This window comes from Bacillus cereus group sp. Sample62, assembly GCF_036851315.1.
Lineage (GTDB): Bacteria > Bacillota > Bacilli > Bacillales > Bacillaceae_G > Bacillus_A > Bacillus_A wiedmannii.
Genome location: NZ_JAFLPK010000001.1, coordinates 842,267 through 863,284, shown reverse-complemented (window position 1 = coordinate 863,284; position 21,018 = coordinate 842,267). Strand labels below are relative to the sequence as shown.

The window sequence follows — 21,018 nt, the reverse complement described above, 5'->3', positions numbered from 1 at the left end:
TCTTTAAAGTGGATTACATTTCGGCATTTCGAGTCCAGATGATTGAGCTAATTTTAATAAATAATAACATTCCTCCCTTGCCATATGATCTGCCATTCTAGCTGATAGTGCACTTAATACTTCATGCGATAACTCCAGCTCTTCCACTTCATGTAAAAAATGCGAAAATAATTTCAATTCAAGTGAAACATCTTTTGTAAACTTCTTTAATGCTGGAAAATGATGAAGCTCCGTTCGTAAATACCCAGTCATCTCAACTGCCTTTAAGTAAAATTGTTCAAAATGCTTCGTAAATTCTTCGCTTTTCTCTTTTAATCTTTTTTCAACAAGATCTAGCCCACCAGAAATAGAACCCGCATGACCAGCCGCATCAGTTAACCAAACGAGATGATAATGCAGTTCATGAAAAACAGGCGGAACTTCCCCCTTCTTCAAAAACTCTAAAACCGTTATATACTCTTCCACTTCGTTTACCATATGGTTAATAAAAGTTGGCGTAAAATGAATGGTAATTTTCCCTTCCAACTGCTTCTGTATAATACTTAATTTAAACGTCCGAATTTCCTTAGCAGCTTGTTCTGCCTCTTGTGAGAATGCCATCAGGTTCACATTCCGAACTTTATTTAACAAATTCGTAAATGTTTCAACAAAGTAAGTAGCTTTTTTTATATCCTCTTTTTCCTTCGGAGCTAATGCATCAAGTAAAAATTGTGCATGATCAGTAAGTACTTTTAGCCAAAATTGATGCTCAAACAACGCACTTTCTTCATAATTTCTCTCCACTAAATCCCCTCCTTTTATTCATCCTTCTCTACCACTTGAAGTTTATATCCATCTGGGTCTTGTACTATAATACTTTTCTCGCTTTTGTTTTCTCTATATACAATTTTATAAAATACTAACCTCTTCTTTACATTCTCTATGTTAGAAATTGAAAACGTTAGAACATCAACTGAGTCCGCAACACTCTTCTCACGCCCGCCCAAACTGCGATTCATAACAAAACTAATTCTCGTTGAATCGGTATCATACCAAACCCCTGTAACATCTAATTGCGGCCTCTCTGAACTAGGTGTTATTCCTAAAATCCCTTCGTAAAAATACAGAGTTTCCTTTAAGTTCTTTACTTCTAACACAATTAAATTCTTTACATTCTCCACATTCATTCCCCCTGTACTTATTACTTTTTTATATGTGTCATAAATGCTCATTATGTCTGAATACAATACGTAGTAATGAACATTTAAGGAGGTCTATTTGTGAATAAATATATGAGATCATTCGTGCCCTATCATAGTCCTCTCGATCCTTGTCCTCCTATCGGAAAAAAATATTTTTCTACTCCGCCTAATTTATTTTTAGGCTTTCAACCGCCAAACTTACCGCAATTCACGCCAAAAGAAGCGCTACAAAAAGGGACTTTATGGCCTGTTTTTTATGACTATTATGAAAATCCTTATAAAAAAGGGCGGTGACTACTGACGTGACTCAATCGCTACCAGAAGAATACTATCAGCTTTTACTGGAGCTTCAAGAACTGGACTTTGTACTAGTTGAACTCACTCTTTATTTAGATACACATCCAGATGACACCGCCGCGATTAATCAATTTAATGATTTTTCCTATAAACGAAGAGTATTAAAACAAAAGATGGAAGAAAAATACGGGCCACTCCAACAGTTTGGAAACAGCTATTCTAATGCTCCTTGGGAATGGAGCAAAGGTCCTTGGCCATGGCAAATATAAAGGAGAGAAACTATGTGGATTTATGAAAAGAAATTACAATACCCAGTTAAAGTGGGAACTTGCAATCCAGCACTCGCCAAATTATTAGTTGAACAATATGGCGGTGCGGACGGCGAACTAGCTGCTGCTCTTCGCTACTTAAATCAACGTTATACAATTCCTGACAAAGTTGTTGGCCTACTAACCGACATTGGTACAGAGGAATTCGCACATTTAGAGATGATTGCGACAATGATTTATAAATTAACAAAAGATGCAACACCAGAGCAAATGAAAGCTGCTGGATTAGACGCACATTACGCTAATCATGATAGTGCTTTGTTTTATCATAATGCTGGTGGTGTTCCTTTTACTGCTACTTATATTCAAGCAAAAGGAGACCCTATTGCAGATTTATATGAAGATATTGCTGCTGAAGAGAAAGCAAGAGCAACATATCAATGGCTCATTAACTTATCAGATGATCCAGATATAAATGACAGCCTGCGCTTCTTACGTGAACGAGAAATTGTCCATTCACAACGTTTCCGAGAAGCTGTAGAAATTTTAAAAGAAGAACGTGATAAAAAAATATTTTTTTAAAACACGTATCCGAGCGATATGTGTTTTTTTACGTTAAAAGTTAAATCCTTCCTATTGAAGATATAAATAGTATATTTATTCGATTTAATGTATTATTTTTTAATATTTTCAAAATTCCCTATTGCTTTCTAGTCATCAGACCTTTAAAATAGTAACAGTTACTCGACAAATTATTTGAATTTTCGACAAAAACACTCATTAGGAGGATTTTCTTTATATGCGTACAACTTTAAAACCAGCGCAAATACTTTCGATTAGTTTATTACTATTCGCAGTTTTCTTCGGTGCTGGTAATATGATTTTCCCGCCCCTTCTCGGTCTTTCTTCTGGAGAAAATATGTGGATTTCCATTACAGGATTTATTATTACAGACGTCGGTTTATCTTTACTAGCTATCGTCGCTGTTGCCCTTGCCGGTGGTAGTTTCAACACTTTAGCAAGCCGTGTTCATCCAAAATTCGCAGCAATATTCGCTATCATTATTTATCTTTCAATCGGCCCACTATTTGTTATTCCACGAACTGGATCTGTATCTTACGAAATTGGGATTGCACCACTTTTCCCGGACCAATGGTACTCTATGTTAATCTTTAGTGCGATTTTCTTTACAGTCGTTTACTTCTTATCATTAAATCCATCAAAATTAGTAGATCATATTGGAAAAATATTAACGCCAATTTTACTTGGAATTATTGCAATTATGGCAACAAAAGCGATTCTTTCACCAGGAACGTTTGCAGAACCTGTTGGTGACTATAAAGAAATTCCATTTTTCAAAGGATTTCTTGAAGGATTTTTAACGTTAGATGCAATTGGAGCACTTGTATTATCAACAATTGTTGTAAATGCAATTCGCCAAAACGGTATACAAGAGAAGAAATCAATTGCGAAATATACAATTATTTGCGGAAGCATTGCAGCTCTATTCTTAACAATTGTTTATTTCTTACTCGGTTATATCGGCGCTTCAAACGGAAACTTGGGACAATTCGAGAACGGTGGTCAACTATTAGCTACTGTTATGTACCAATTCTTTGGGACAAGCGGTAATGTTTTATTAAGTATCGCCATTATCTTCGCTTGTTTAACGACTGCAATTGGTGTTGTAAGTGCATTCGCCAACTATTTTGCAACAGTATTAACAAACGTTTCCTACAAAAAGCTCGTACTATACGTTTGTATTTTTAGCTTCGTGATTTCAAACTTAGGATTAAGTTTATTAATCAAAATTACATTACCTGTATTAATCATTTTGTATCCAATTACAATCATTTTAATTTTCGTATCATTTCTTGATAAATATACGAAACGTAAACCTTCTGTCTACATCGGAGCAATGATCGCAGCATTCCTTATTAGCTGTATTCATGCACTTGATAATGTGGAAATGATACCAAGTTTTATTGCGAACATTGTACACACCATTCCTTTTTACAACTTAGGAATCGGTTGGATCGTTCCAGCAATAATCGGTGGTCTAATCGGATACTTTATTCCGCAAACAGAAGCTGAAGGTGAAGTTTCTACAAAATAAAGAAAAGAAGCAAGCATGAAATCCATGCTTGCTTCTTTTTATTTTCACATCGTATGTTTAAAAGTAAATAACTCTTCTTTTGACTGCACAGCAGATTGTTCCGCTTCTATAGCAGCCTTCTTTATCTCTCCTCCTAACCTTACTTTCATCATCGCCTCTTCTATACTTTTTACAATCATATTTCCTGAAAAAATAGTAAGTCCAAAAAATGTAATCGGAACGAGCGGAATCCACGGATTCACTGTTAATGATCTAAAATAGACTCCAATTAAACCTGACCATTCATGCGTGTAAGATTCTATTTCTTCTATCGGTCCTAAAAACTGAACTGTTCCACCAAAGAATATTTCCAGTAATCCTAAGTGCAGTAAAATAGTAAGAGTTTGCGTAAACTGCTGAAAAAATACAAGTATAAACGTCATATAGAGATGCGGGAAAATATGCTTTATAACAATGTGCCTTCTCGATCCACCTAATATGCACGCAGCTTCAATAAATTCTTCGGTTCTCAACTTACGGACTTCCTTCGCAACATACAGTGCAATAACTGGCATCACAAGCATTACAAGTAATAAAACTTGAAACGAAGCCCTTTCAAAAAAAGTTGTTGTTTCCTCTCCACTCCCAAATGCATTTGCAGATTGAAGAAAAAAATATGCAATCATAACTGTTGGAATAACTGTAAAACTATCAAAAAAAGCCTCGATTTTTGAAAAACCTCTTTTTACATATGTTCCGAGTACGACACCGAAAAACACACCTATTACCATTCTAAGTGCCGCAATTAAAATAGATATACCAATCGTCCACTTCGCGCCCTCAATGACTAAATGTAACAGGTCATACCCTTTCCGGTCTGTCCCGAGTAAAAATTGTAATGAAGGTGGAAACGGTGGCACTTGTGGATTTTCATCCGCATCATATTGCAATGTAACTTGTCTAATATGTCCATCATTCCATAACGTATTTCCGATGCTCAAAAGAACTAATATGAGAAGAAACCCAATGCTTATCCAAAATCTTTTATCACGTTTTATATACGTCCACATATTATAATCTCTCCTTCATCGCAGCCGGAATGAGATAATGAAACAATTTAAATAAAATAAAAATCGGAATATATATAAGAAGCACACTAACGATGAAAACCTCAACTCTAATACCGAAATACGATTTCAAAAACATAAAAATACCACCCGTATTAAAAATCCATTCTATAATATATAAATTAGATAACATAAAAAAGATATTCGTTTTCGCAAAGAATAATGTACTAAGCAACACATTTCGTAAAATATGACGATTTAAAATATGAAAACGATTAAGTCCTTTCGCCTTAGCAAATAGTACATAATCTTTTTCTAGCTCATTTTCAAAACGAAGCACTAACATTTTTACAAACAGAATCGTAGTCGGTATACTCAAACAAAATATTGGCAATCCTCTAATCGACTCGCCTCCAATCGATGCAATTTGAAAAGGTAAAAAACCTGTTTGTTTAAAAAACCATACAACTAAAATTTGTGATACTAAAATAAGAAGAATGTCTGGAATAGATTCTAGGAAGATGAGAAATGATTTAATGCGATGTTGTATACGCGGTGAACTACTCATAATGACATAAACAATACAAAATGCTACAAATAATGAAATAAAAAAAGCAGCCAAAAAAATAATAATCGTTTCTTTATAATGGACGAACAACTGCGGAAATAAAAATTTATCTCCCACATATTTAAAATTGGAAATATCCATTAAGTTCACAAACACTTCTTTTAAACTCTGTATGTACTCTGATGCATGCAGCTCAAATCCGTAAAACAATTTCGGCAATGCCCCTAAACAAATAATACCCAAAATCGAAATAATAAATTGAACCGTCACTTCCATCCCATTCAGAAAAACTTTTTTGACCACGTTTTCCCTTCTCTCTTTATATAATTTACCCTTTAATTTTATTCTTAATTTTCTGAATTGTAAATATTCAATATATAAAAAATCGCTAGGTTATGACCCTAACGATTCTTTGTGTACCTGTTTTTCTCTTTTCGCAAATGGTATATACAAAATAAAACACCCCATAAGCGCTGCGAGTTCTAATGAAATAATATAGTAAGGATGTGGCCCTAACATATCAAGTAACGAAGCAGTTTCTGGCTTATGAGCTAAAAACATATAATTTCCACCCGTTTTGTAATTCACAAACGAAACAATTGGAATTAATATGTTTAAAAATATCATCGTGCGTTTAATAGATTGTAATGTTGGACGATATCCTTCCACCCATGTCATAAAGAGTGGTGCCCAAATGAGCAATATATGTGCGATAAAATATTCAATGAAACGAAAATGTGGAAAAGCATACTGCAAGTTTGGCGTTAACATAGCTTGTGATGCACCAATAATTCCCGTAAAAAATACAATCTCATATATGCGGTAACTTTTCGTTACAATCATAATCGATGCTAACAATAAACTAATCGTACATAGCTCAAATGGTAATGAAGTGCCTAGTTCAAAAATCCCCGCTTTCCATTCCCACATATGGAGCCCAATTTCACTCCCAATAAATAAAAATGCAATCGCATATCGAACCGTTATATTCCACTCACTTTGCCGTAATACATCTTGGTATTGATACAGAAAAAATATCCCCACCAACATAATAAATAATATAAGGACGTGTTGCCTTGAGTATGGAATAAATGGTTTTAATGGATGCGCACTAAAATAAGCTTCCATCTTGCCTCCTCCTCTCTTTCATACAATATTATTGTTAGAAAGAAACGACGAGTCAATTCATTTGCTTACACTAGGACAAGCTCTACCTTACATTTACATATTCATACCTTACAAAACTGTAAGGTTATTGTAAGCTAAAACGATTTGTAAGATTCTTCACCTCTTTTATACTTAATGTAGATACTAAAACGAACGAAAAGGTGATAAATAGATGAAGAAGAAAAATAAAGTGTTAATTACTAGTGTAGTAGCAATCGGAATTGCAGCTGGATCATATTTTGCATTTGCTGGTGGCGGTGGTTCAGAAGTAGCAATGGCATATAGCGGATATAAAGTAACAGAAAAACAAATTGAAAACGCGCAAAAATTTGGCGGTGAAGTCATTCCAAACGGCATCGAAACAATTTCATTTGATCCAACAAAAGGTACGTATGAATTAGCTATAAAAAAAGGTGATGAAGTGAAAAAAGGGCAACTCCTTTTTAAATATAATGACCCTACTGCGAAACAAGGTGTAACGGAAGCAGAAATGCAAAAGAAAATCGCACAAAAAGAAGTAACATTGTTCCAAAAACAAATTGATGCAGCGAAACAAAAATTACAAAAAGATAAAAATGCAGGCCTTCCTGCTGAAGCATTAAAAGCATCCGAAATCGAAGTACAACAATTAGAATCACAAATTGAAATGAAAAAGTTTGAAGTTGAAAAATCTGATGAAATAATTAAAGCAGCAAAAGAGAAAGTAAACACACTTTCTGTAACGAGCCCTACTGATGGCGTAATTGATGATATCGTAAAAATCGCTGATGAAAAAACAGGTATGAGCGGCATTACACTTCGTCACGCTGGTCCATTTAAAGTAAAAGGTCAACTTTCTGAATATGAGCTTGCTAGTATGAAAGTTGGGCAAGAAGTAACTGTTTCATCAAAAACGGTTGCTGGTAAAACTTGGACAGGAAAAGTAACAGAAATCGGTTCTACACCATTAAAGAGCATGGATGAAAACAAAACAGTTTCTAACTATCAATTCACTGTCACATTAGACAATAGTGAAGAATTACAAAACGGCTTCCACGTTTACGTAACAAGTAAATCTGGCGAAGCAACTGGTACGATTGTTCCGAAAAGCAGCATCGTGAAAAAAGGTGACAAAAATGTTGTCTTCGTCGTAAAAGACGGTAAGGCGAAAGAACAAGCGGTTACTGTTGAATTCGAAACAGATAGCGAAGCAAAAGTTTCTGGAGTGAAAAAAGGAGAGCAAATTATCTCTAAACCTGAAAAAGACTTAAAAGATGGTATGGAGGTTGTCGTTGAATGATTAACTTAAAAGGCATCACGAAATCTTTCCAAAATGGTGCAGAATCCGTTCAAATATTACACGGCATTGACGTAACACTGAACCAGGGAGAATTCACTTCTATTATGGGACCATCTGGTTCTGGTAAATCAACATTAATGAACATTATCGGTTGCTTAGATAAACCAACGACAGGTGCGTATGAACTAGCTGGTCAAAATATTTCAAACATGTCTGAAACAGAACTTGCACGCGTTCGTAATAAAGAGATCGGATTCGTATTCCAAAACTTCATGTTATTACCGAGACTTACAGCACTTCAAAATGTAGAGCTACCTCTTATTTACGCTGGAGTTGATAAAAAAGAAAGACGTGAGCGCTCATTAGCCGCTTTAACAAAAGTAGGTTTAGCTGATCGTGCTACGCACTTACCGAACGAATTATCAGGTGGACAAAAACAGCGTGTCGCAGTCGCTCGTGCAATCGTAAATAATCCAAAGTTCATTTTAGCCGATGAACCGACGGGAGCACTTGATACGAAAACGAGTACACAAATTATGGACCTCTTTTACGAATTAAACAAACAAGGCTCAACAATCATTATGATTACCCACGATCGTGAAATTGGGGAAGCTGCAGCACGTCAAATTGTAATTCGCGACGGAAATATCGTCCAAGATTGGAGAGGTTAATTTTGAACACGAGTGAAAATATACGTATGGCCCTTTCCTCTATCTTTGCTCATAAAATGCGTTCTATCTTAACGATGTTAGGTATTATTATCGGTATTAGTGCCATCATTACTATCATTTCAATGGGTGATGGTACAAACGCAAAATTTAAAAAAGAGTTAGGTCAAGGAAAAGATAACGAAGTAACGATTTACTACAACAATCCCGATTACGGAACAGATAGTGCCAAAATCACACCTGATATGCTAAACCGTCTTCAAACTGTACCAGGCGTTAAAGATGTGTATCCTGATGTAAGTATGAAAGTAAAAGCATCTGCTGGTTCAAAAGATGTTTCCCTTGATTTAAAAGGTGGAACAGGCGCCTTTATGACAGATTCGAAAATAAAATTAGTTCACGGTCGTGAATTAAACGACAGCGAATTAAACCAAGCAATCCCTGCTGTTATAGTAAATGAAGAAGCTTTCAACAAATTATTTAATGGTTGGGAATCAAATTTATACACAGATATAAAAGGAAAGCCATATAAAATAGTCGGTGTATACGAAACGAAAAATGAGTTCGGAATGGCTATGCCTGAAGGTTATACATCACTTGAAAACGCTCCTATCATTTCAGGAGTAACTGAGTATGACTCTGTAAGATTAACAATGACCTCTCCAGCAGAACGTAAAAGTGTAGAAAAAGAAGCCGTTTCTGTTTTAAACGAAATGAAAGCACCTAAATTTGAGCATAAATTCGAAGCACAGGATTTAGGTGAATTTACGAAGCAATTAGATGAATCCATCGGCATGATGAAAATGGTATTCGGTGGTATTGCTGCTATCTCATTACTTGTTGGTGGTATCGGCGTAATGAACATTATGCTTGTATCTGTAACAGAACGTACACGTGAGATCGGTATTCGTAAAGCACTTGGTGCAACACGTGGTAAAGTATTAACACAATTCTTAATTGAATCTTGTATTTTAACAGGACTCGGTGGTTTCATCGGATTCATGCTCGGTATCTTCTTCGCTTGGATCGTCTCAATCTTTGCCGGATGGCCACTCGTTGTCTCAAAAGAACTTGGGCTTCTTGCAGTAGGTATTTCCATGTTAATCGGTATTATATTCGGTCTACTGCCAGCTAACAAAGCTGCAAAACTTGATCCAATTGAATGTTTACGATATGAATAAAAAAAAACGTAGGAATTTACACTCCTACGTTTTTTTATTTATCCCGCTTTAATGGGCAGTAAGACCCCCACCTCAAAATTCAGCGAAAGCAAAGAATTTAGGTGGGGGATCAACTGCCCATAAAAGCCCGATTGGTTCAACTAATAATCAGTTGGGGAGGAAGAATCCCCCCCACTGATTAAAGTTTCACTTTATCTATTAAATCGTGTTTCTTCTATTATATATGTTTCACGTTATAAGCACCTTTAATTATTTTAGCGTACTAAAGCTATTATAGAATCCTATTATTGCAAAAATAATATGTGACAGACTAAAATCAAGGCGTAATTTTTTCCATACCTCGACTTATTTTGTAACAATTATTGCGATATTTCATTGATTTTCACCTCATATATATATTTACACAACCAAAATAGTTATTATTACATAACTATCTCTACGTTACAATAGTGAAATACCCCACTTTTGTAACACCTGCGAAAAACTTATGTAACACTACAGAAACATTATTAACCTATTAGAAATTGAAATACTCTCATTTTTATGTATCACATGCTCTAACCTCCCCTAACAACTATAAGAAAACGCTTTTAGGATATTACTGGAATTATTACAGAATATTAATGACCCATTACGAATGCTTTGTAGTTTTGTGTTTTCCGCAAATAAGAAAATAATGGTTGCTATAATGAGGTCAACGAAAACAAATGCAATGGAGGCTATTATGAAAAAATTTATGGGTATAGCAACAGCAGCGGTTTTTGGTCTTGGGATTTTCACAACATCTGCTAAAGCAGAAACGATTGTAACAACTGACGTACTAAACGTACGAGAAAACCCAACTACTGAATCACAAGTTGTCGGCAAGTTATTAGATGGATATAAAGTTAACGTTTTACATACAGAAAACGGATGGTCAAAAGTGAAATTGAATAGTGGTAAAGAAGCTTTCATTAGCGCCGACTATACAAAAGACACTTACTACGTAACAGCAAACGTATTAAACGTACGTGCTGGTGCAAACACAGACTCAGAAATTCTTGGTAAATTAAAACAAGATGATGTAATTGAAACAACACACCAAGTACAAAATGACTGGATTCAATTTGAATATAACGGAAAAACAGCTTATGTTCATGTTCCTTACTTAACAGGTAAAGCTCCAGTTAAAGTTCAGCCAGCAGTTAAAGTAGAAAAAACAACTAAAGTTCAAGATACAGCTAAAGCAGTGGAAGCAACTAAAGCTCGTGAAGTAGCTGAAACGCAAGCAAAAGCTAAGGCTCAAGAGGCAACTAAAGCTCGTGAAGTAGCTGAGGCTCAAGCAGAAGTTAAAGCTCAAGAAGCGGCTAAAGCTCGTGAAGCAGCTAAAGCTCAGGCAGAAGCTGAAGCTCAAGCAGAAGTTAAAGCTCAAGAAGCAGCTAAAGCTCGTGAAGCAGCTAAAGCTCAAGAAGCAGCTGAAGCTCAAGCAGCGGCTAAAGCTCAAGAGGCAGCTAAAGCTCGTGAAGCAGCTAAAGCTCAAGAAGCAGCTGAAGCTCAAGCAGCGGCTAAAGCTCAAGAGGCAGCTAAAGCTCGTGAAGCGGCTAAAGCTCAAAAACCAGCTACACAACAACCTGTTGCAAAAGAAACTGAAACAAGTGCACCATCATCTTCTCGTGAGTTACGTGTTGTAGCAACGGCTTACACAGCAGATCCACTTGAAAATGGTTATAAAGCAGGCGACCAAGTAAAATCAGCTTTAGGTCACAACTTAACAGCTAATCCAAACATGAAACTTATTGCAGTTGACCCAAGTGTCATTCCATTAGGTTCAAAAGTATGGGTTGAAGGTTACGGAGTAGCAATCGCTGGTGATACTGGTGGAGCTATTAAAGGAAATAAAATCGACGTTTTAATGCCTGATAAAGGTACATCAAGTAGCTGGGGACGTAAAACAGTTACAGTTAAAGTATTAAACTAATTACCATATAAAAAAGAGTCAGTCTCATTGAGGCTGACTCTTTTTTTATGATTCTTACAATATTTCTTTCTCTTGAAAGTAAGCAATATTGTCTCGAAGCCACTTCCTCTCCGCCATAAACAAATTCCCACGTTTTTTGTACACTTTATCAAATGTCTTTAAAACTTCTTCATGATCAACAAACTTATGTAAAAAACAAAGAGCAATAATAACCTCTGATTCATCAGTAAGCTCTACTTCATTTTTACGTCTTCTAGAAACAACTTTCGTTACACGTTCGCAAATTGGCTTAATTGCCATTTCATCTCCATTTGCATAAATAGCTCGCACAGCTTCATATTTCACCATTACATTTGTATCCTGTAAAGCTTCTATATAAACTATTTGTAAGTCCGATCCCCCTACTTTTGCTAGCACCTCAATAACGATTGAACGAACATAAGCACTATCACTATATAAAAGCTTTGTTAACGGCAGAATTGCTTGCTTTGTTCCAATCTCAAGCAAAGTATAACAAACATTTGTAATCTCATCTTTATTTTCTAGAGTATCAAGCAACTTTAGCAAAGAACTTTCCGCTTCTAATGATTTACATAACTTTAAGGAAGAAACGGCCCAAAAACGAACAGAATCGTTTTTATGATAAATATAAGGAATAATTTTATTTGTATCACTTACTTCTGGCAACCTATAAATATTATTAAGCAATTCACTTAACAGAGTCGGACTTTGTTCACATTCCAAACAATCTATAAGATAATCTGCAATACAAATTTCTTTCGTATTAATAGCGAGTTTCGTCATTAAATAATAAATATTTTTCTTCATAGATACCTTTTTTGCTTTGATTATCTTCTGCTGTAAATAAGGAAAAATTAACAGGTCATTTAGCTCTTTTGCTTCTTCATACGCACATTGCCGAATACCTACTTCTTCATCATCCATCCGCTTTAATAAATCATCTATATACTCTTCCATCTCCTTCTCTCCCGTCCAAATTAAATCTATCTCTTTGCATTCTATATACGATAGATTACTATTTCAACAGAAAAAAGAGGATGCCATAGCATCCTCTCCTTCCCTATTCCACACAAGTAAACTGTGTCCAAGCTCCTACATAATCTAGTAAGAATAACTCTTCTTCTGCAATTGTACCGACAATATTTTTCCGTTCATCTATCGGCATTTCTTTTAGAATGATTTGCAGTTCACCTTTATACTTACCAAATGAGTTGTTACCTATTACAACTTGCCCTCTTTCCTGTCGTACACTTTCGCGCACTGGGAAGTCATAGTCTTTGTACTTTTTACGTACTTCTGTAGAACGTACCATATATTCTGTTATGTCGCCGCGTCTTACGTGTAATTCTTGCAGTGTTGCTTTTTTCTCTACTTCAGTCGCTTCGTCTACAAATTGTACTTTCAGCTGTAACATGTAACGATTTAAGTTTCCTAGTTTCTCTAACTCTTCTTCACTCGCATAAGCATTTCCGATAATAACATCATCAATTAGCCCCGTTGCCCATAAATGTTTCGCTTGTACTTCAATTGGTAAGTTACGATGTTGTTCTAACGTACATAATCCGTCATTAATATCCCATGGACCAATGTCGGCTGCATGTGACGTAATAAATGCTGCCGTGCGAATGCCATGCTTTTTAAAGCGTTCACTACAGCGAATGAAATAATCATACGGAAGACCAGTAAATTTTTGCGGATAGAAATTATGACAACCAATTAAAGCTGGTTTATTCGCCTGGTGCGAAAGAATATTTTCTAAGTATGCAATATCGTTACTTACGTTTAGCTCAATTTTTAAGCCGTACGGATTATTCGTCATTTTCGCTTCTGTTAATCCATCAAATCCTAGATCTAAACGAATACCGTCTGCACCTAACTCTGCAAAGAATGACAGATCGCTATAGCTAATACCGAGCTGATCAAATACTGCCGGAGCTACATCTAAAATAACTTCCATATTGTTATCTTTTGCATGATTAATAATTTCTTTAAATTCAGCTACAATTTCTTCTTTCGGACGATTCACAGATAATAGACATGTGAATATTCTTGAAAAACCGTGGCGTGCTGCTGCCGAAATGTATGCCATATCTTTTTCTTTCGTTGAATGCTCTGGATAAAGTGAAATTCCTAATTTACGCTCCATGCTTTTGCATCTCCTTCACACGTTGTATTAATGCCATGCTCGTAAATCTATATTTTGCAGATAAACATGTGGCACATAAAATCGTTGGTACAATAATTACGTACGGTGATTGTAAGCTTAGCATTACATATGCACCCATTGAACTACCGATAAATACAATTGATACGAGTAGTAACACTAATAAAGATTTACTTTGTACCCATTTTGAATAATGTGCAATACACTGCCCCGCTACGAATGTAATTAAGATGATAATTGCTCCGAGCATTCTGTTTTCTCCTCTCCTGCTACTTGTTGTTTCTCATACATTTTGAAGAATGGGTAGTAAATAACGAATGAGATAACAAAGTTAATAAGTACAAGTACACCAGCCATAATTGTCCAGTCCGTGCTAATAATCGCTGCAATTGGTGCTAACATCGTAAATGGCAGTTTCGCCATCATGAGCGGAATCATGCCTGAAACAACTGCGAAATATGATACTGTCGTTGTCACTAACGGTGTAATAACGAATGGAATAATTAAGATTGGGTTCATTACAATCGGTGCTCCAAAAATAATTGGTTCGTTAATATTGAATAAACCTGGTACGAATGATAATCTACCCAATTCTTTTAGGAACTTAGATTTAGAGAACATAAACATAATAACTAAAGCTAATGTTGAGCCTGATCCACCGATCCATACGAACCATTGAATAAATTGCTCTGTAAATAAGTTTGGTAATTGATGTGCATTTCCTGTAGCTGTGAATACTTCCATATTTTCAAGAATTGCTGAATCCCACATCGGACGAATAATTGGTCCTAAAATGGCTGGGCCATGTATACCGAATGACCAGAAGAACACGATTAAGAATACTGTTAATAAACCGCCGAATAAATTATTTCCTACTAATACTGATTTTAGTGGTGCAATTAAATACGTGATTGTTGTATTTACATCGAATTTTAAACCGTAACGAATACCCCAGAATAAAAGAATAACGACTAAAGTTGGAATTAATGCTGCAAACGAGTTTGCAACTGCTGGTGGTACACTGTCTGGTAATTTAATCGAGATATTGTGCTTAATCATAAAGTGATAAATTTCTACTGCAATTAATGCTGTAACAATTGCGCCGAATAAAGACGTTGCACTTAATGTTCCTACTGAAATATATCTTCCCGCATCAATAACACCTGGTACAGCTTTCGTAATTTGAATTGGTTCAACTGATGCTAGTAAAAAGGCGAGTACAGATAACAACCCTGCACTTAACTGATTGAGCTGATAAAAGTTTGCGAGTGAAGCTCCTACCCCAAATGCTGCGTATAACGCCATTAAACCTACTGTAAACCGGAATGGAATATCTAAAATATGGCGAAATGGTGCAATCCATTCCATATATGCATCAATTGGTAAATTTAAAAAGATAACGAAAAATGATCCGACAATCGTTAACGGCAATGTAGAAATAACTCCGTTTCGAATTGCTAATAAATGTCGTTGTCCTGCAATCTTTTGCGTTGTTGGCATAATCTTTTGTTCCATAAAACTCATAAAACCATTCATCAATACCCCTCCTCTTTCTCTTTACTACGTAAGGACAAAAGTTATAACATTATAATGTTTATATTAAAAAAAAATATAATTATGCTAAAACTAATTGTTCTGCTTGTTTCAATACTTTTAAACCGTCACACATGCCATAATCTCGTTGTTCTATTATTGCAACCGGTATATCATATGAATTCGCAAGAAACTGTACAGTTGGAAACAAATACTTCACTTGTGGTCCAATTAAAACTACATCAGCATTTTTTATCTCCAGTTTCACAAGTTCTGAATCAACTGCTTTAATTTTATAATCCTTTCCTTGTTTCTTTACCTCTTCTTGCATTTTTCTTACAACCATACTCGTTGACATGCCCGCTGCACAACATAATAAAATGTACATCTTATACTGTCACTTTCTCTTCTACTCGTTTATGAAGAGTGATAAATTCTTCAGCAAGTTCTTTCACTGTAATTGCATTCATTAAATGATCTTGTGCATGCACTAACAGTAAACTGATTTCTGCATGATTTCCTCTTGCTTCTTCTTGAATTAAGTCTGTTTGAATGCGATGAGCTGCTGAAATCTCTTCACTAGCAAGTGTCATCTTTTCACTCGCATTCTCAAAATCTCCTTGTCTTGCAAAAGCAATTGCTTCAAGCGCCGCGCTTCTCGCATTGCCACCATGTAAAATTAACGCAAATGGAGTTTGCATATCAGTCATTTTAAATTCCCCCAAGCTATCTTTTTTCTATATGTTTATCTTATTATGAAAACGCATACAATTAAACATAAAAAACTTCCGTTGTGTAACGGAAGTTTTTATATACTTTTTCAAAACGATAGTAAAATCTCTTGAAATTCTTCAACCATTCCAGCCTGAGTTAATTTCTCTATCGTATGCTGACTAGACATAATATCATATAAAAAATCATAAAGCCGCTGTAAATCTTCATTATTATTACGTTTTACACTAAATAAAATAATAACTTGTACTTTTTTATCTCCCCAGTCAACGGACTTATCAAGTGTACAAAACATCAAAAATGTTTTCTCACTTAATAACTGCATCGGATGAGGAATCGCAACTAAATTCCCAACCGCTGTCGGAGATGTATTTTCTCTTTCCATAACAGAATTATAAAAGTTTTCTGGTACATAGTTTTTCTCAGCAGCTTTCTCACATAAAAACTGAATAACCTCTTCCTTCGTAGAAGCTCTATGATTTAAAAAGATTAAATCTTCCTTTATATACTGCTGCACACTAGTATTCACATGCGTAAACAACTGCTGACCGATTGACTTAATCTCTTTATCATCAAATATTGAGTTCACTTTTATAACAGGCACAGGCAAACCACTCGGTATATGAATCGTACTAATAATACAATCTATTTTATCTTTATAAAGGTCTTCCACTTTCAATTGATAATAACCTGTAATCCCTACAATCTCTAATTTATCTCGAAACTGTGATAGAATTTTATATTTCAATAGCTGAGCGCTTCCTTGACCAGTCGCACAAACTAGTAAACATCTTTTCTTTTGATTCTGTTCCTGTAAACGACTCATCGCTCCGCCAAAGTGAATCGCAATATAACCAATTTCACTTTCCGGAATCGATTCTCCCGTATATTCACCAATTATATCTCCTACGAGAACCGCAATTTCAAAAGCATACGGATAATTCTTTTTCACTTCTGCCAATAGAGGATTTCTCGTATTTAACTTATACTTCAAACGGTTTAATAACGTTTTTAAATGAACACCAAAACCAAATAATAATTCTTCATCATAATAAAAAATAAGATTCCGTTCTTCCGCTACTTTAAAAAGAATATGTTGCATAAATGCATATAGATCTTTCCCTAATAGCTCTTCCACATTTTCATAACGATCTTTCGCTGTAACAGCAGTACTTAATAAATGCATCGTCACATATAAAACTTCTTCTTCTGGAAATGAAAGATGCAACTCTTTCTCTAAATCCCCTACAATCTGTTTCGCAATTGTATATTCTTTCTTTATGATAAGTTCTGATTGCTCCGCATTTAGTCCTTTCATATAATGTTGATCTTCACAACGCCTTAATGCAATTGCAATATGAATGACTAAATTATCAATTTCAATATCTGATAAATATATCGTTCCTCCCTCGATATACTTTAATATAACCGAACGGATAAGCGGTATATGAGGTAACGATAAATATGTATCCCTCTGTTCAAATTGCTCATGAAACGGAGTATGATCATAACGCGGTAAGCCATATTGTGATAAACAAGAACGAATATGAAACTCCTCTCCCACAATACGTATACCATAATACGGTCTCTTTTCGATTTGTAATTGATAGCGACCACATATATCTGTAACATCTTTCATAATTAAATTCACAGTCGATTTACTCACATAAATCTCTTCTGCTAACTGTGAAAGCTTCACATACCCCTCTGTCGTTACAATACGTTGCAGAATGTACGCTATCCTTTCTTCATAAGAAGTTGGGATCTTCTCCGTCTGTTTTTGAAATAGCCCCACGCAAAACTCTTCAAACTTCTTCGTTTGTATAATTTCTAGTTCGTATCCAGTCCCTCTTTGCGATTCAATTTTCGCCCCGTTTTCTTCCAATATATCATTTAATAATTTTATATCTTTTTGAATCGTCTTCGTTGATACATGTAAACGGCTCGCTAAAAAAGCTCGATTTAACATCGATTTCTCTTCTAAAAACTCCTCTAAAATAGAAATTAATCGCTGATGCACTTTTGTCATAGCTCTTCCTCTCACAATATATATATAAAAAGGAAAAAGCTGCTGAGGTCAGTAGTTTTTTCCTTTTTCATTTTATCTATTTCTTTAATGTAAATCCGAATTTATCCCATGCTTGTAAATAATCTAATAAGAAAATTTCTTCTTCCACAATTCGGCCAACTACATTTGTTTTTCCTGTATTCACCATATCTTTTAAAGCAATTTGTAATTCACCTTTATATTGACCATACTGTTCATTATCAATTAAAAGATCACCGCGTTTAATTTCACGTGTATTATGCGGTTTGAACTCTTCTTTCTTATATTTCACACGACTTTGTGTCGAACGAATCATATATTCAGATACATCTCCGCGGTAAAAATGAGGCTCGTCTAATACGATAATTTTTTCTAGTTCTGTTGTTGTATCATATAATCCTATATCAAATGTTTGTTTCTCTTTATTTAATGCACCTAGTGCTTGTAATTCTTTTTCTGATGCATACGCGTTCGCAATAATAACATCATCAATTAATTCTGTCGCAAATAAATGCTTCGCTTGTGTTGTCATCGGTAATTCACGATGCTGCTCTAACGTACATAAGCCTTCTGTTACTGGCCAAGGTCCGTACGTTGCATCAAAGGATGAAATAAACGCAGCCGTTCTCATACCGTAATCTTTAAATTGTTTCGAGCATTTAATGAAATGATCGTATGATAATCCTGAATAACGATGCGGATAAAAATTATGGCAACCAATTAAATTTTCACGGTTTGGTCTATGGCTCATAATGTTATCTACATATTTCGTACCGTTACTCATATTAATTTCAATTTTTAAGCCGTATGGATTGTAAGTCATAATCGATTCTTCTAAACCAGAGAAACCGACATCTAAACGAATGCCGTACGCTCCTAACTCATGGAAGAACGATAAATCATTATATGAAATACCTAATTGTGTAAAGACAGACGGACTAATATCAACTAATACTTGGAACCATAATGCATTTGCATGAGAGACTGTCTCTTTAAACTCTTCTATAATTTTCTCTTTTTCTCCATCTACAGACAATAAGCATGTGAATACACGAGTAAATCCGTATTTACTTGCTAATGTTAAATATTCCTTATCTTTCTCTACCGTTGAATGTTCTGGATAAATAGAAATACCTAATCGTCTCATATGTACACGCCTCTTTCTTCGTTGTTTTGTAAACCTTTTCAAATATATGTAGTGAAAAAGTATATATCCCCTTCTCATTCACTACTTTTTGAATCCGCTTTCTTTAAAGAAAAAACAATTTCTATCATTCATAACAACTACAAGTCTATACATCTATACTTTACAACTTTTTTTCATAGTTGTGTAGCTTTTACACAAATTTGTCAGTTTTTCCACCTCGAAAATTGTTATACGTTTTCAAGGCACCTTCCTTGACTGTTACATTGACCAATACATATACTCGAAAGAAAAGAGAAAATTTTATATAGGGGATGAATATATGGGAGAAGCAATACTCGTAAAACGAGAACCGTTATGGACGAAAGAGTTTTTTGCGCTAATTCTAGCAAACTTATGTATGTTTTTAGGGTTTCAAATGTTAATTCCGACTTTACCTGTTTATGTAAAAGAAATTGGTGGCACAAGTTCCAATATCGGATTGGTTGTCGGTATGTTTACCGTTGCTGCACTTTTTGTTAGACCGCTAACTGGAAATGCATTGCAAAAATTTAATAAAAAAATCATTTTAATGATCGGTACTGCTATTTGTTTACTCGCTATGGGTAGTTATCTTTTCGCTTCAACTGTTTTCCTATTGCTTGCCGTGCGAATTTTACACGGAGCTGGTTTTGGTATTACAACGACTACATATGGAACTGTCGTTTCAGATTTAATTCCGCAAGCTCGCCGCGGTGAAGGCATGGGATATTTCGGACTTTCTGGAACGATTGCAATGGCGCTCGGTCCACTTATCGGACTTTGGCTTATGCAAACATATAACTTCACGATTCTTTTTTTATGTGCACTTTCATGTACAATTGTTTCATTAATATTAACGAAACTACTTCAAATCAAAAAATCACCGCAACCACCACAGCAAACATCTGGTACTTTTCTCGATGGATTTATTGAGCGCAAAGCTTTACTTCCTTCATTATTAATATTATGTATTACATTAATGTACGGCGGAATCGGGAGCTTTATTACATTATTTGCTACGGAAGTCGGAATTGCTGATATAAGCCTCTTCTTCTTATTTAATGCACTTGCAATCGCTGTTACTCGTCCGTTTTCTGGAAAGTTATACGATGCGAAAGGCCATGCATTCGTTATTATTCCAGGAGTTATTATTACGTTTACAGGTATTATTTTACTGTCGTATACAACTACCATTCCGAGTTTAATTATTGCAGCAGCATGCTACGGAAGTGGATTTGGAGCGATTCAACCTGCACTGCAAGCATGGATGATTGACCGAGTAGCACCACACCGACGAGGAGTCGCAACAGCTACATTTTTCTCAGCATTTGACCTCGGAATTGGTGCTGGCGCAATTATATTTGGGTTCATTGCACACTTTACCAACTATGCAACTGTATATCGCTATTCCTCTCTATTACTTATTGCTTTCCTGTTCATTTACATCACAAGTATAAGAAAGCAAAAGCATGGAGATAAAAACAGAGAAAAAGCTGCTGGATAATTCAGTAGCTTTTTTTATGCACACAAACGGGATGAGTAACGAGAAATAAATTAATATACTCATCTCCCTACATATTTTTTTAACTTTCATCAAAAAATATACGATGAACTCGCAGACGCTTTC

Annotated in this window: 22 protein-coding genes; 9 read left to right on the top strand and 13 right to left on the bottom strand. The window is 35.3% G+C overall.

Annotated elements, in window-relative coordinates; translation table 11 throughout:
* Window positions 1-3 precede the first annotated feature (3 nt).
* Window positions 4-783 (bottom strand): DUF2935 domain-containing protein, encoded by a 780-nt coding sequence (locus J0835_RS04410; RefSeq protein WP_087979543.1) that lies wholly within the window; start codon window positions 781-783, stop codon window positions 4-6.
* A gap of 14 nt (window positions 784-797) precedes the next feature.
* On the bottom strand, window positions 798-1,211 hold the full coding sequence (locus J0835_RS04405) for a VOC family protein (protein WP_098086079.1): 414 nt from the start codon (window positions 1,209-1,211) through the stop codon (window positions 798-800).
* 48 nt (window positions 1,212-1,259) lie between these two features.
* On the opposite strand from J0835_RS04405, the gene J0835_RS04400 reads away from it, so the two are divergent.
* The 4 genes from J0835_RS04400 (at window position 1,260) to brnQ2 (ending at window position 3,863) form a co-directional block, all read left to right on the top strand.
* Window positions 1,260-1,475 carry a spore coat associated protein CotJA gene (locus J0835_RS04400; RefSeq protein WP_087979541.1) on the top strand — a complete coding sequence of 72 codons (216 nt, stop codon included), beginning with the start codon at window positions 1,260-1,262 and terminating at the stop codon, window positions 1,473-1,475.
* An 8-nt stretch (window positions 1,476-1,483) separates the two neighbouring features.
* On the top strand, window positions 1,484-1,747 hold the full coding sequence (locus J0835_RS04395; RefSeq protein WP_000194492.1) for a spore coat protein CotJB: 264 nt from the start codon (window positions 1,484-1,486) through the stop codon (window positions 1,745-1,747).
* Between the two features lie 12 nt (window positions 1,748-1,759).
* The gene (gene cotJC / locus J0835_RS04390; RefSeq protein ID WP_087979540.1) at window positions 1,760-2,329 is read left to right on the top strand and encodes a spore coat protein CotJC; all 570 of its coding nucleotides are present in this window, start codon (window positions 1,760-1,762) and stop codon (window positions 2,327-2,329) included.
* 217 nt (window positions 2,330-2,546) lie between these two features.
* Window positions 2,547-3,863: a branched-chain amino acid transport system II carrier protein BrnQ2 gene (gene brnQ2 / locus J0835_RS04385; RefSeq protein WP_087979539.1), complete on the top strand. Its 1,317-nt coding sequence runs from the start codon at window positions 2,547-2,549 to the stop codon at window positions 3,861-3,863.
* Window positions 3,864-3,907: 44 nt separating this feature from the next.
* Here brnQ2 and J0835_RS04380 read toward each other — a convergent pair whose 3' ends face one another.
* From J0835_RS04380 to J0835_RS04370, 3 genes are all read right to left on the bottom strand, one after another.
* Entirely contained in the window at window positions 3,908-4,912 is a 1,005-nt protein-coding gene (locus tag J0835_RS04380) for an ABC transporter permease (protein WP_087979538.1), read from the bottom strand.
* Between the two features lies 1 nt (window position 4,913).
* Entirely contained in the window at window positions 4,914-5,780 is an 867-nt protein-coding gene (locus J0835_RS04375) for an ABC transporter permease subunit (RefSeq protein ID WP_140386675.1), read from the bottom strand.
* 90 nt (window positions 5,781-5,870) lie between these two features.
* A complete protein-coding gene (locus J0835_RS04370; RefSeq protein WP_087979537.1) occupies window positions 5,871-6,605 on the bottom strand; it encodes a YwaF family protein in 735 nt (244 codons plus the stop codon).
* 211 nt (window positions 6,606-6,816) lie between these two features.
* On the opposite strand from J0835_RS04370, the gene J0835_RS04365 reads away from it, so the two are divergent.
* From J0835_RS04365 to entC, 4 genes are all read left to right on the top strand, one after another.
* On the top strand, window positions 6,817-7,923 hold the full coding sequence (locus J0835_RS04365; RefSeq protein WP_087979536.1) for an efflux RND transporter periplasmic adaptor subunit: 1,107 nt from the start codon (window positions 6,817-6,819) through the stop codon (window positions 7,921-7,923).
* Window positions 7,920-8,594, top strand: coding sequence for an ABC transporter ATP-binding protein (locus J0835_RS04360; protein WP_000609098.1), 675 nt, complete (start codon window positions 7,920-7,922; stop codon window positions 8,592-8,594). Before J0835_RS04365 ends, J0835_RS04360 begins: the two co-directional genes overlap by 4 nt.
* A 26-nt stretch (window positions 8,595-8,620) precedes the next feature.
* Window positions 8,621-9,772, top strand: a complete 1,152-nt coding sequence (locus J0835_RS04355) for an ABC transporter permease (RefSeq protein ID WP_442893516.1) — start codon at window positions 8,621-8,623, stop codon at window positions 9,770-9,772.
* 601 nt (window positions 9,773-10,373) lie between these two features.
* Window positions 10,374-11,729: a cell wall-binding protein EntC gene (gene entC / locus J0835_RS04350; protein ID WP_144537693.1), complete on the top strand. Its 1,356-nt coding sequence runs from the start codon at window positions 10,374-10,376 to the stop codon at window positions 11,727-11,729.
* 54 nt (window positions 11,730-11,783) lie between these two features.
* Here entC and J0835_RS04345 read toward each other — a convergent pair whose 3' ends face one another.
* The 8 genes from J0835_RS04345 to J0835_RS04310 form a co-directional block, all read right to left on the bottom strand.
* Window positions 11,784-12,707 carry a HEAT repeat domain-containing protein gene (locus J0835_RS04345; RefSeq protein ID WP_087979533.1) on the bottom strand — a complete coding sequence of 308 codons (924 nt, stop codon included), beginning with the start codon at window positions 12,705-12,707 and terminating at the stop codon, window positions 11,784-11,786.
* A gap of 103 nt (window positions 12,708-12,810) precedes the next feature.
* A complete protein-coding gene (locus tag J0835_RS04340) occupies window positions 12,811-13,896 on the bottom strand; it encodes a DUF871 domain-containing protein (protein ID WP_087979532.1) in 1,086 nt (361 codons plus the stop codon).
* Window positions 13,886-14,164 carry a hypothetical protein gene (locus J0835_RS04335; protein WP_000900037.1) on the bottom strand — a complete coding sequence of 93 codons (279 nt, stop codon included), beginning with the start codon at window positions 14,162-14,164 and terminating at the stop codon, window positions 13,886-13,888. Before J0835_RS04335 ends, J0835_RS04340 begins: the two co-directional genes overlap by 11 nt.
* The gene (locus J0835_RS04330) at window positions 14,140-15,450 is read right to left on the bottom strand and encodes a PTS sugar transporter subunit IIC (RefSeq protein WP_001013047.1); all 1,311 of its coding nucleotides are present in this window, start codon (window positions 15,448-15,450) and stop codon (window positions 14,140-14,142) included. Before J0835_RS04330 ends, J0835_RS04335 begins: the two co-directional genes overlap by 25 nt.
* Before the next feature lie 79 nt (window positions 15,451-15,529).
* Complete coding sequence (locus J0835_RS04325; RefSeq protein ID WP_087979531.1) at window positions 15,530-15,835, bottom strand: PTS sugar transporter subunit IIB; 306 nt, start codon at window positions 15,833-15,835, stop codon at window positions 15,530-15,532.
* Window position 15,836: 1 nt separating this feature from the next.
* Window positions 15,837-16,157, bottom strand: a complete 321-nt coding sequence (locus J0835_RS04320) for a PTS lactose/cellobiose transporter subunit IIA (protein ID WP_000131328.1) — start codon at window positions 16,155-16,157, stop codon at window positions 15,837-15,839.
* A gap of 110 nt (window positions 16,158-16,267) precedes the next feature.
* Window positions 16,268-18,208, bottom strand: a complete 1,941-nt coding sequence (locus J0835_RS04315) for a BglG family transcription antiterminator (protein ID WP_087979530.1) — start codon at window positions 18,206-18,208, stop codon at window positions 16,268-16,270.
* Window positions 18,209-18,284: 76 nt separating this feature from the next.
* On the bottom strand, window positions 18,285-19,373 hold the full coding sequence (locus J0835_RS04310) for a DUF871 domain-containing protein (RefSeq protein WP_333728060.1): 1,089 nt from the start codon (window positions 19,371-19,373) through the stop codon (window positions 18,285-18,287).
* 319 nt (window positions 19,374-19,692) lie between these two features.
* On the opposite strand from J0835_RS04310, the gene J0835_RS04305 reads away from it, so the two are divergent.
* Entirely contained in the window at window positions 19,693-20,895 is a 1,203-nt protein-coding gene (locus J0835_RS04305) for an MFS transporter (protein ID WP_087979529.1), read from the top strand.
* Window positions 20,896-21,018: the final 123 nt, after the last annotated feature.

Bases quoted from the DNA above. Each gene is read 5' to 3' on its own strand.
- J0835_RS04370 (WP_087979537.1), bottom strand. From the start codon at position 6,605: ATGGAAGCTTATTTTAGTGCGCATCCATTAAAACCATTTATTCCATAC.
- J0835_RS04335 (WP_000900037.1), bottom strand. From the start codon at position 14,164: ATGCTCGGAGCAATTATCATCTTAATTACATTCGTAGCGGGGCAGTGT.
- J0835_RS04405 (WP_098086079.1), bottom strand. From the start codon at position 1,211: ATGAGCATTTATGACACATATAAAAAAGTAATAAGTACAGGGGGAATG.
- J0835_RS04310 (WP_333728060.1), bottom strand. From the start codon at position 19,373: ATGAGACGATTAGGTATTTCTATTTATCCAGAACATTCAACGGTAGAG.
- J0835_RS04345 (WP_087979533.1), bottom strand. From the start codon at position 12,707: ATGGAAGAGTATATAGATGATTTATTAAAGCGGATGGATGATGAAGAA.
- J0835_RS04305 (WP_087979529.1), top strand. From the start codon at position 19,693: ATGGGAGAAGCAATACTCGTAAAACGAGAACCGTTATGGACGAAAGAG.
- J0835_RS04355 (WP_442893516.1), top strand. From the start codon at position 8,621: ATGGCCCTTTCCTCTATCTTTGCTCATAAAATGCGTTCTATCTTAACG.
- J0835_RS04315 (WP_087979530.1), bottom strand. From the start codon at position 18,208: ATGACAAAAGTGCATCAGCGATTAATTTCTATTTTAGAGGAGTTTTTA.
- J0835_RS04320 (WP_000131328.1), bottom strand. From the start codon at position 16,157: ATGACTGATATGCAAACTCCATTTGCGTTAATTTTACATGGTGGCAAT.
- J0835_RS04340 (WP_087979532.1), bottom strand. From the start codon at position 13,896: ATGGAGCGTAAATTAGGAATTTCACTTTATCCAGAGCATTCAACGAAA.
- J0835_RS04325 (WP_087979531.1), bottom strand. From the start codon at position 15,835: ATGTACATTTTATTATGTTGTGCAGCGGGCATGTCAACGAGTATGGTT.
- J0835_RS04380 (WP_087979538.1), bottom strand. From the start codon at position 4,912: ATGTGGACGTATATAAAACGTGATAAAAGATTTTGGATAAGCATTGGG.
- J0835_RS04365 (WP_087979536.1), top strand. From the start codon at position 6,817: ATGAAGAAGAAAAATAAAGTGTTAATTACTAGTGTAGTAGCAATCGGA.
- cotJC (WP_087979540.1), top strand. From the start codon at position 1,760: ATGTGGATTTATGAAAAGAAATTACAATACCCAGTTAAAGTGGGAACT.
- J0835_RS04360 (WP_000609098.1), top strand. From the start codon at position 7,920: ATGATTAACTTAAAAGGCATCACGAAATCTTTCCAAAATGGTGCAGAA.
- brnQ2 (WP_087979539.1), top strand. From the start codon at position 2,547: ATGCGTACAACTTTAAAACCAGCGCAAATACTTTCGATTAGTTTATTA.
- J0835_RS04330 (WP_001013047.1), bottom strand. From the start codon at position 15,450: ATGAATGGTTTTATGAGTTTTATGGAACAAAAGATTATGCCAACAACG.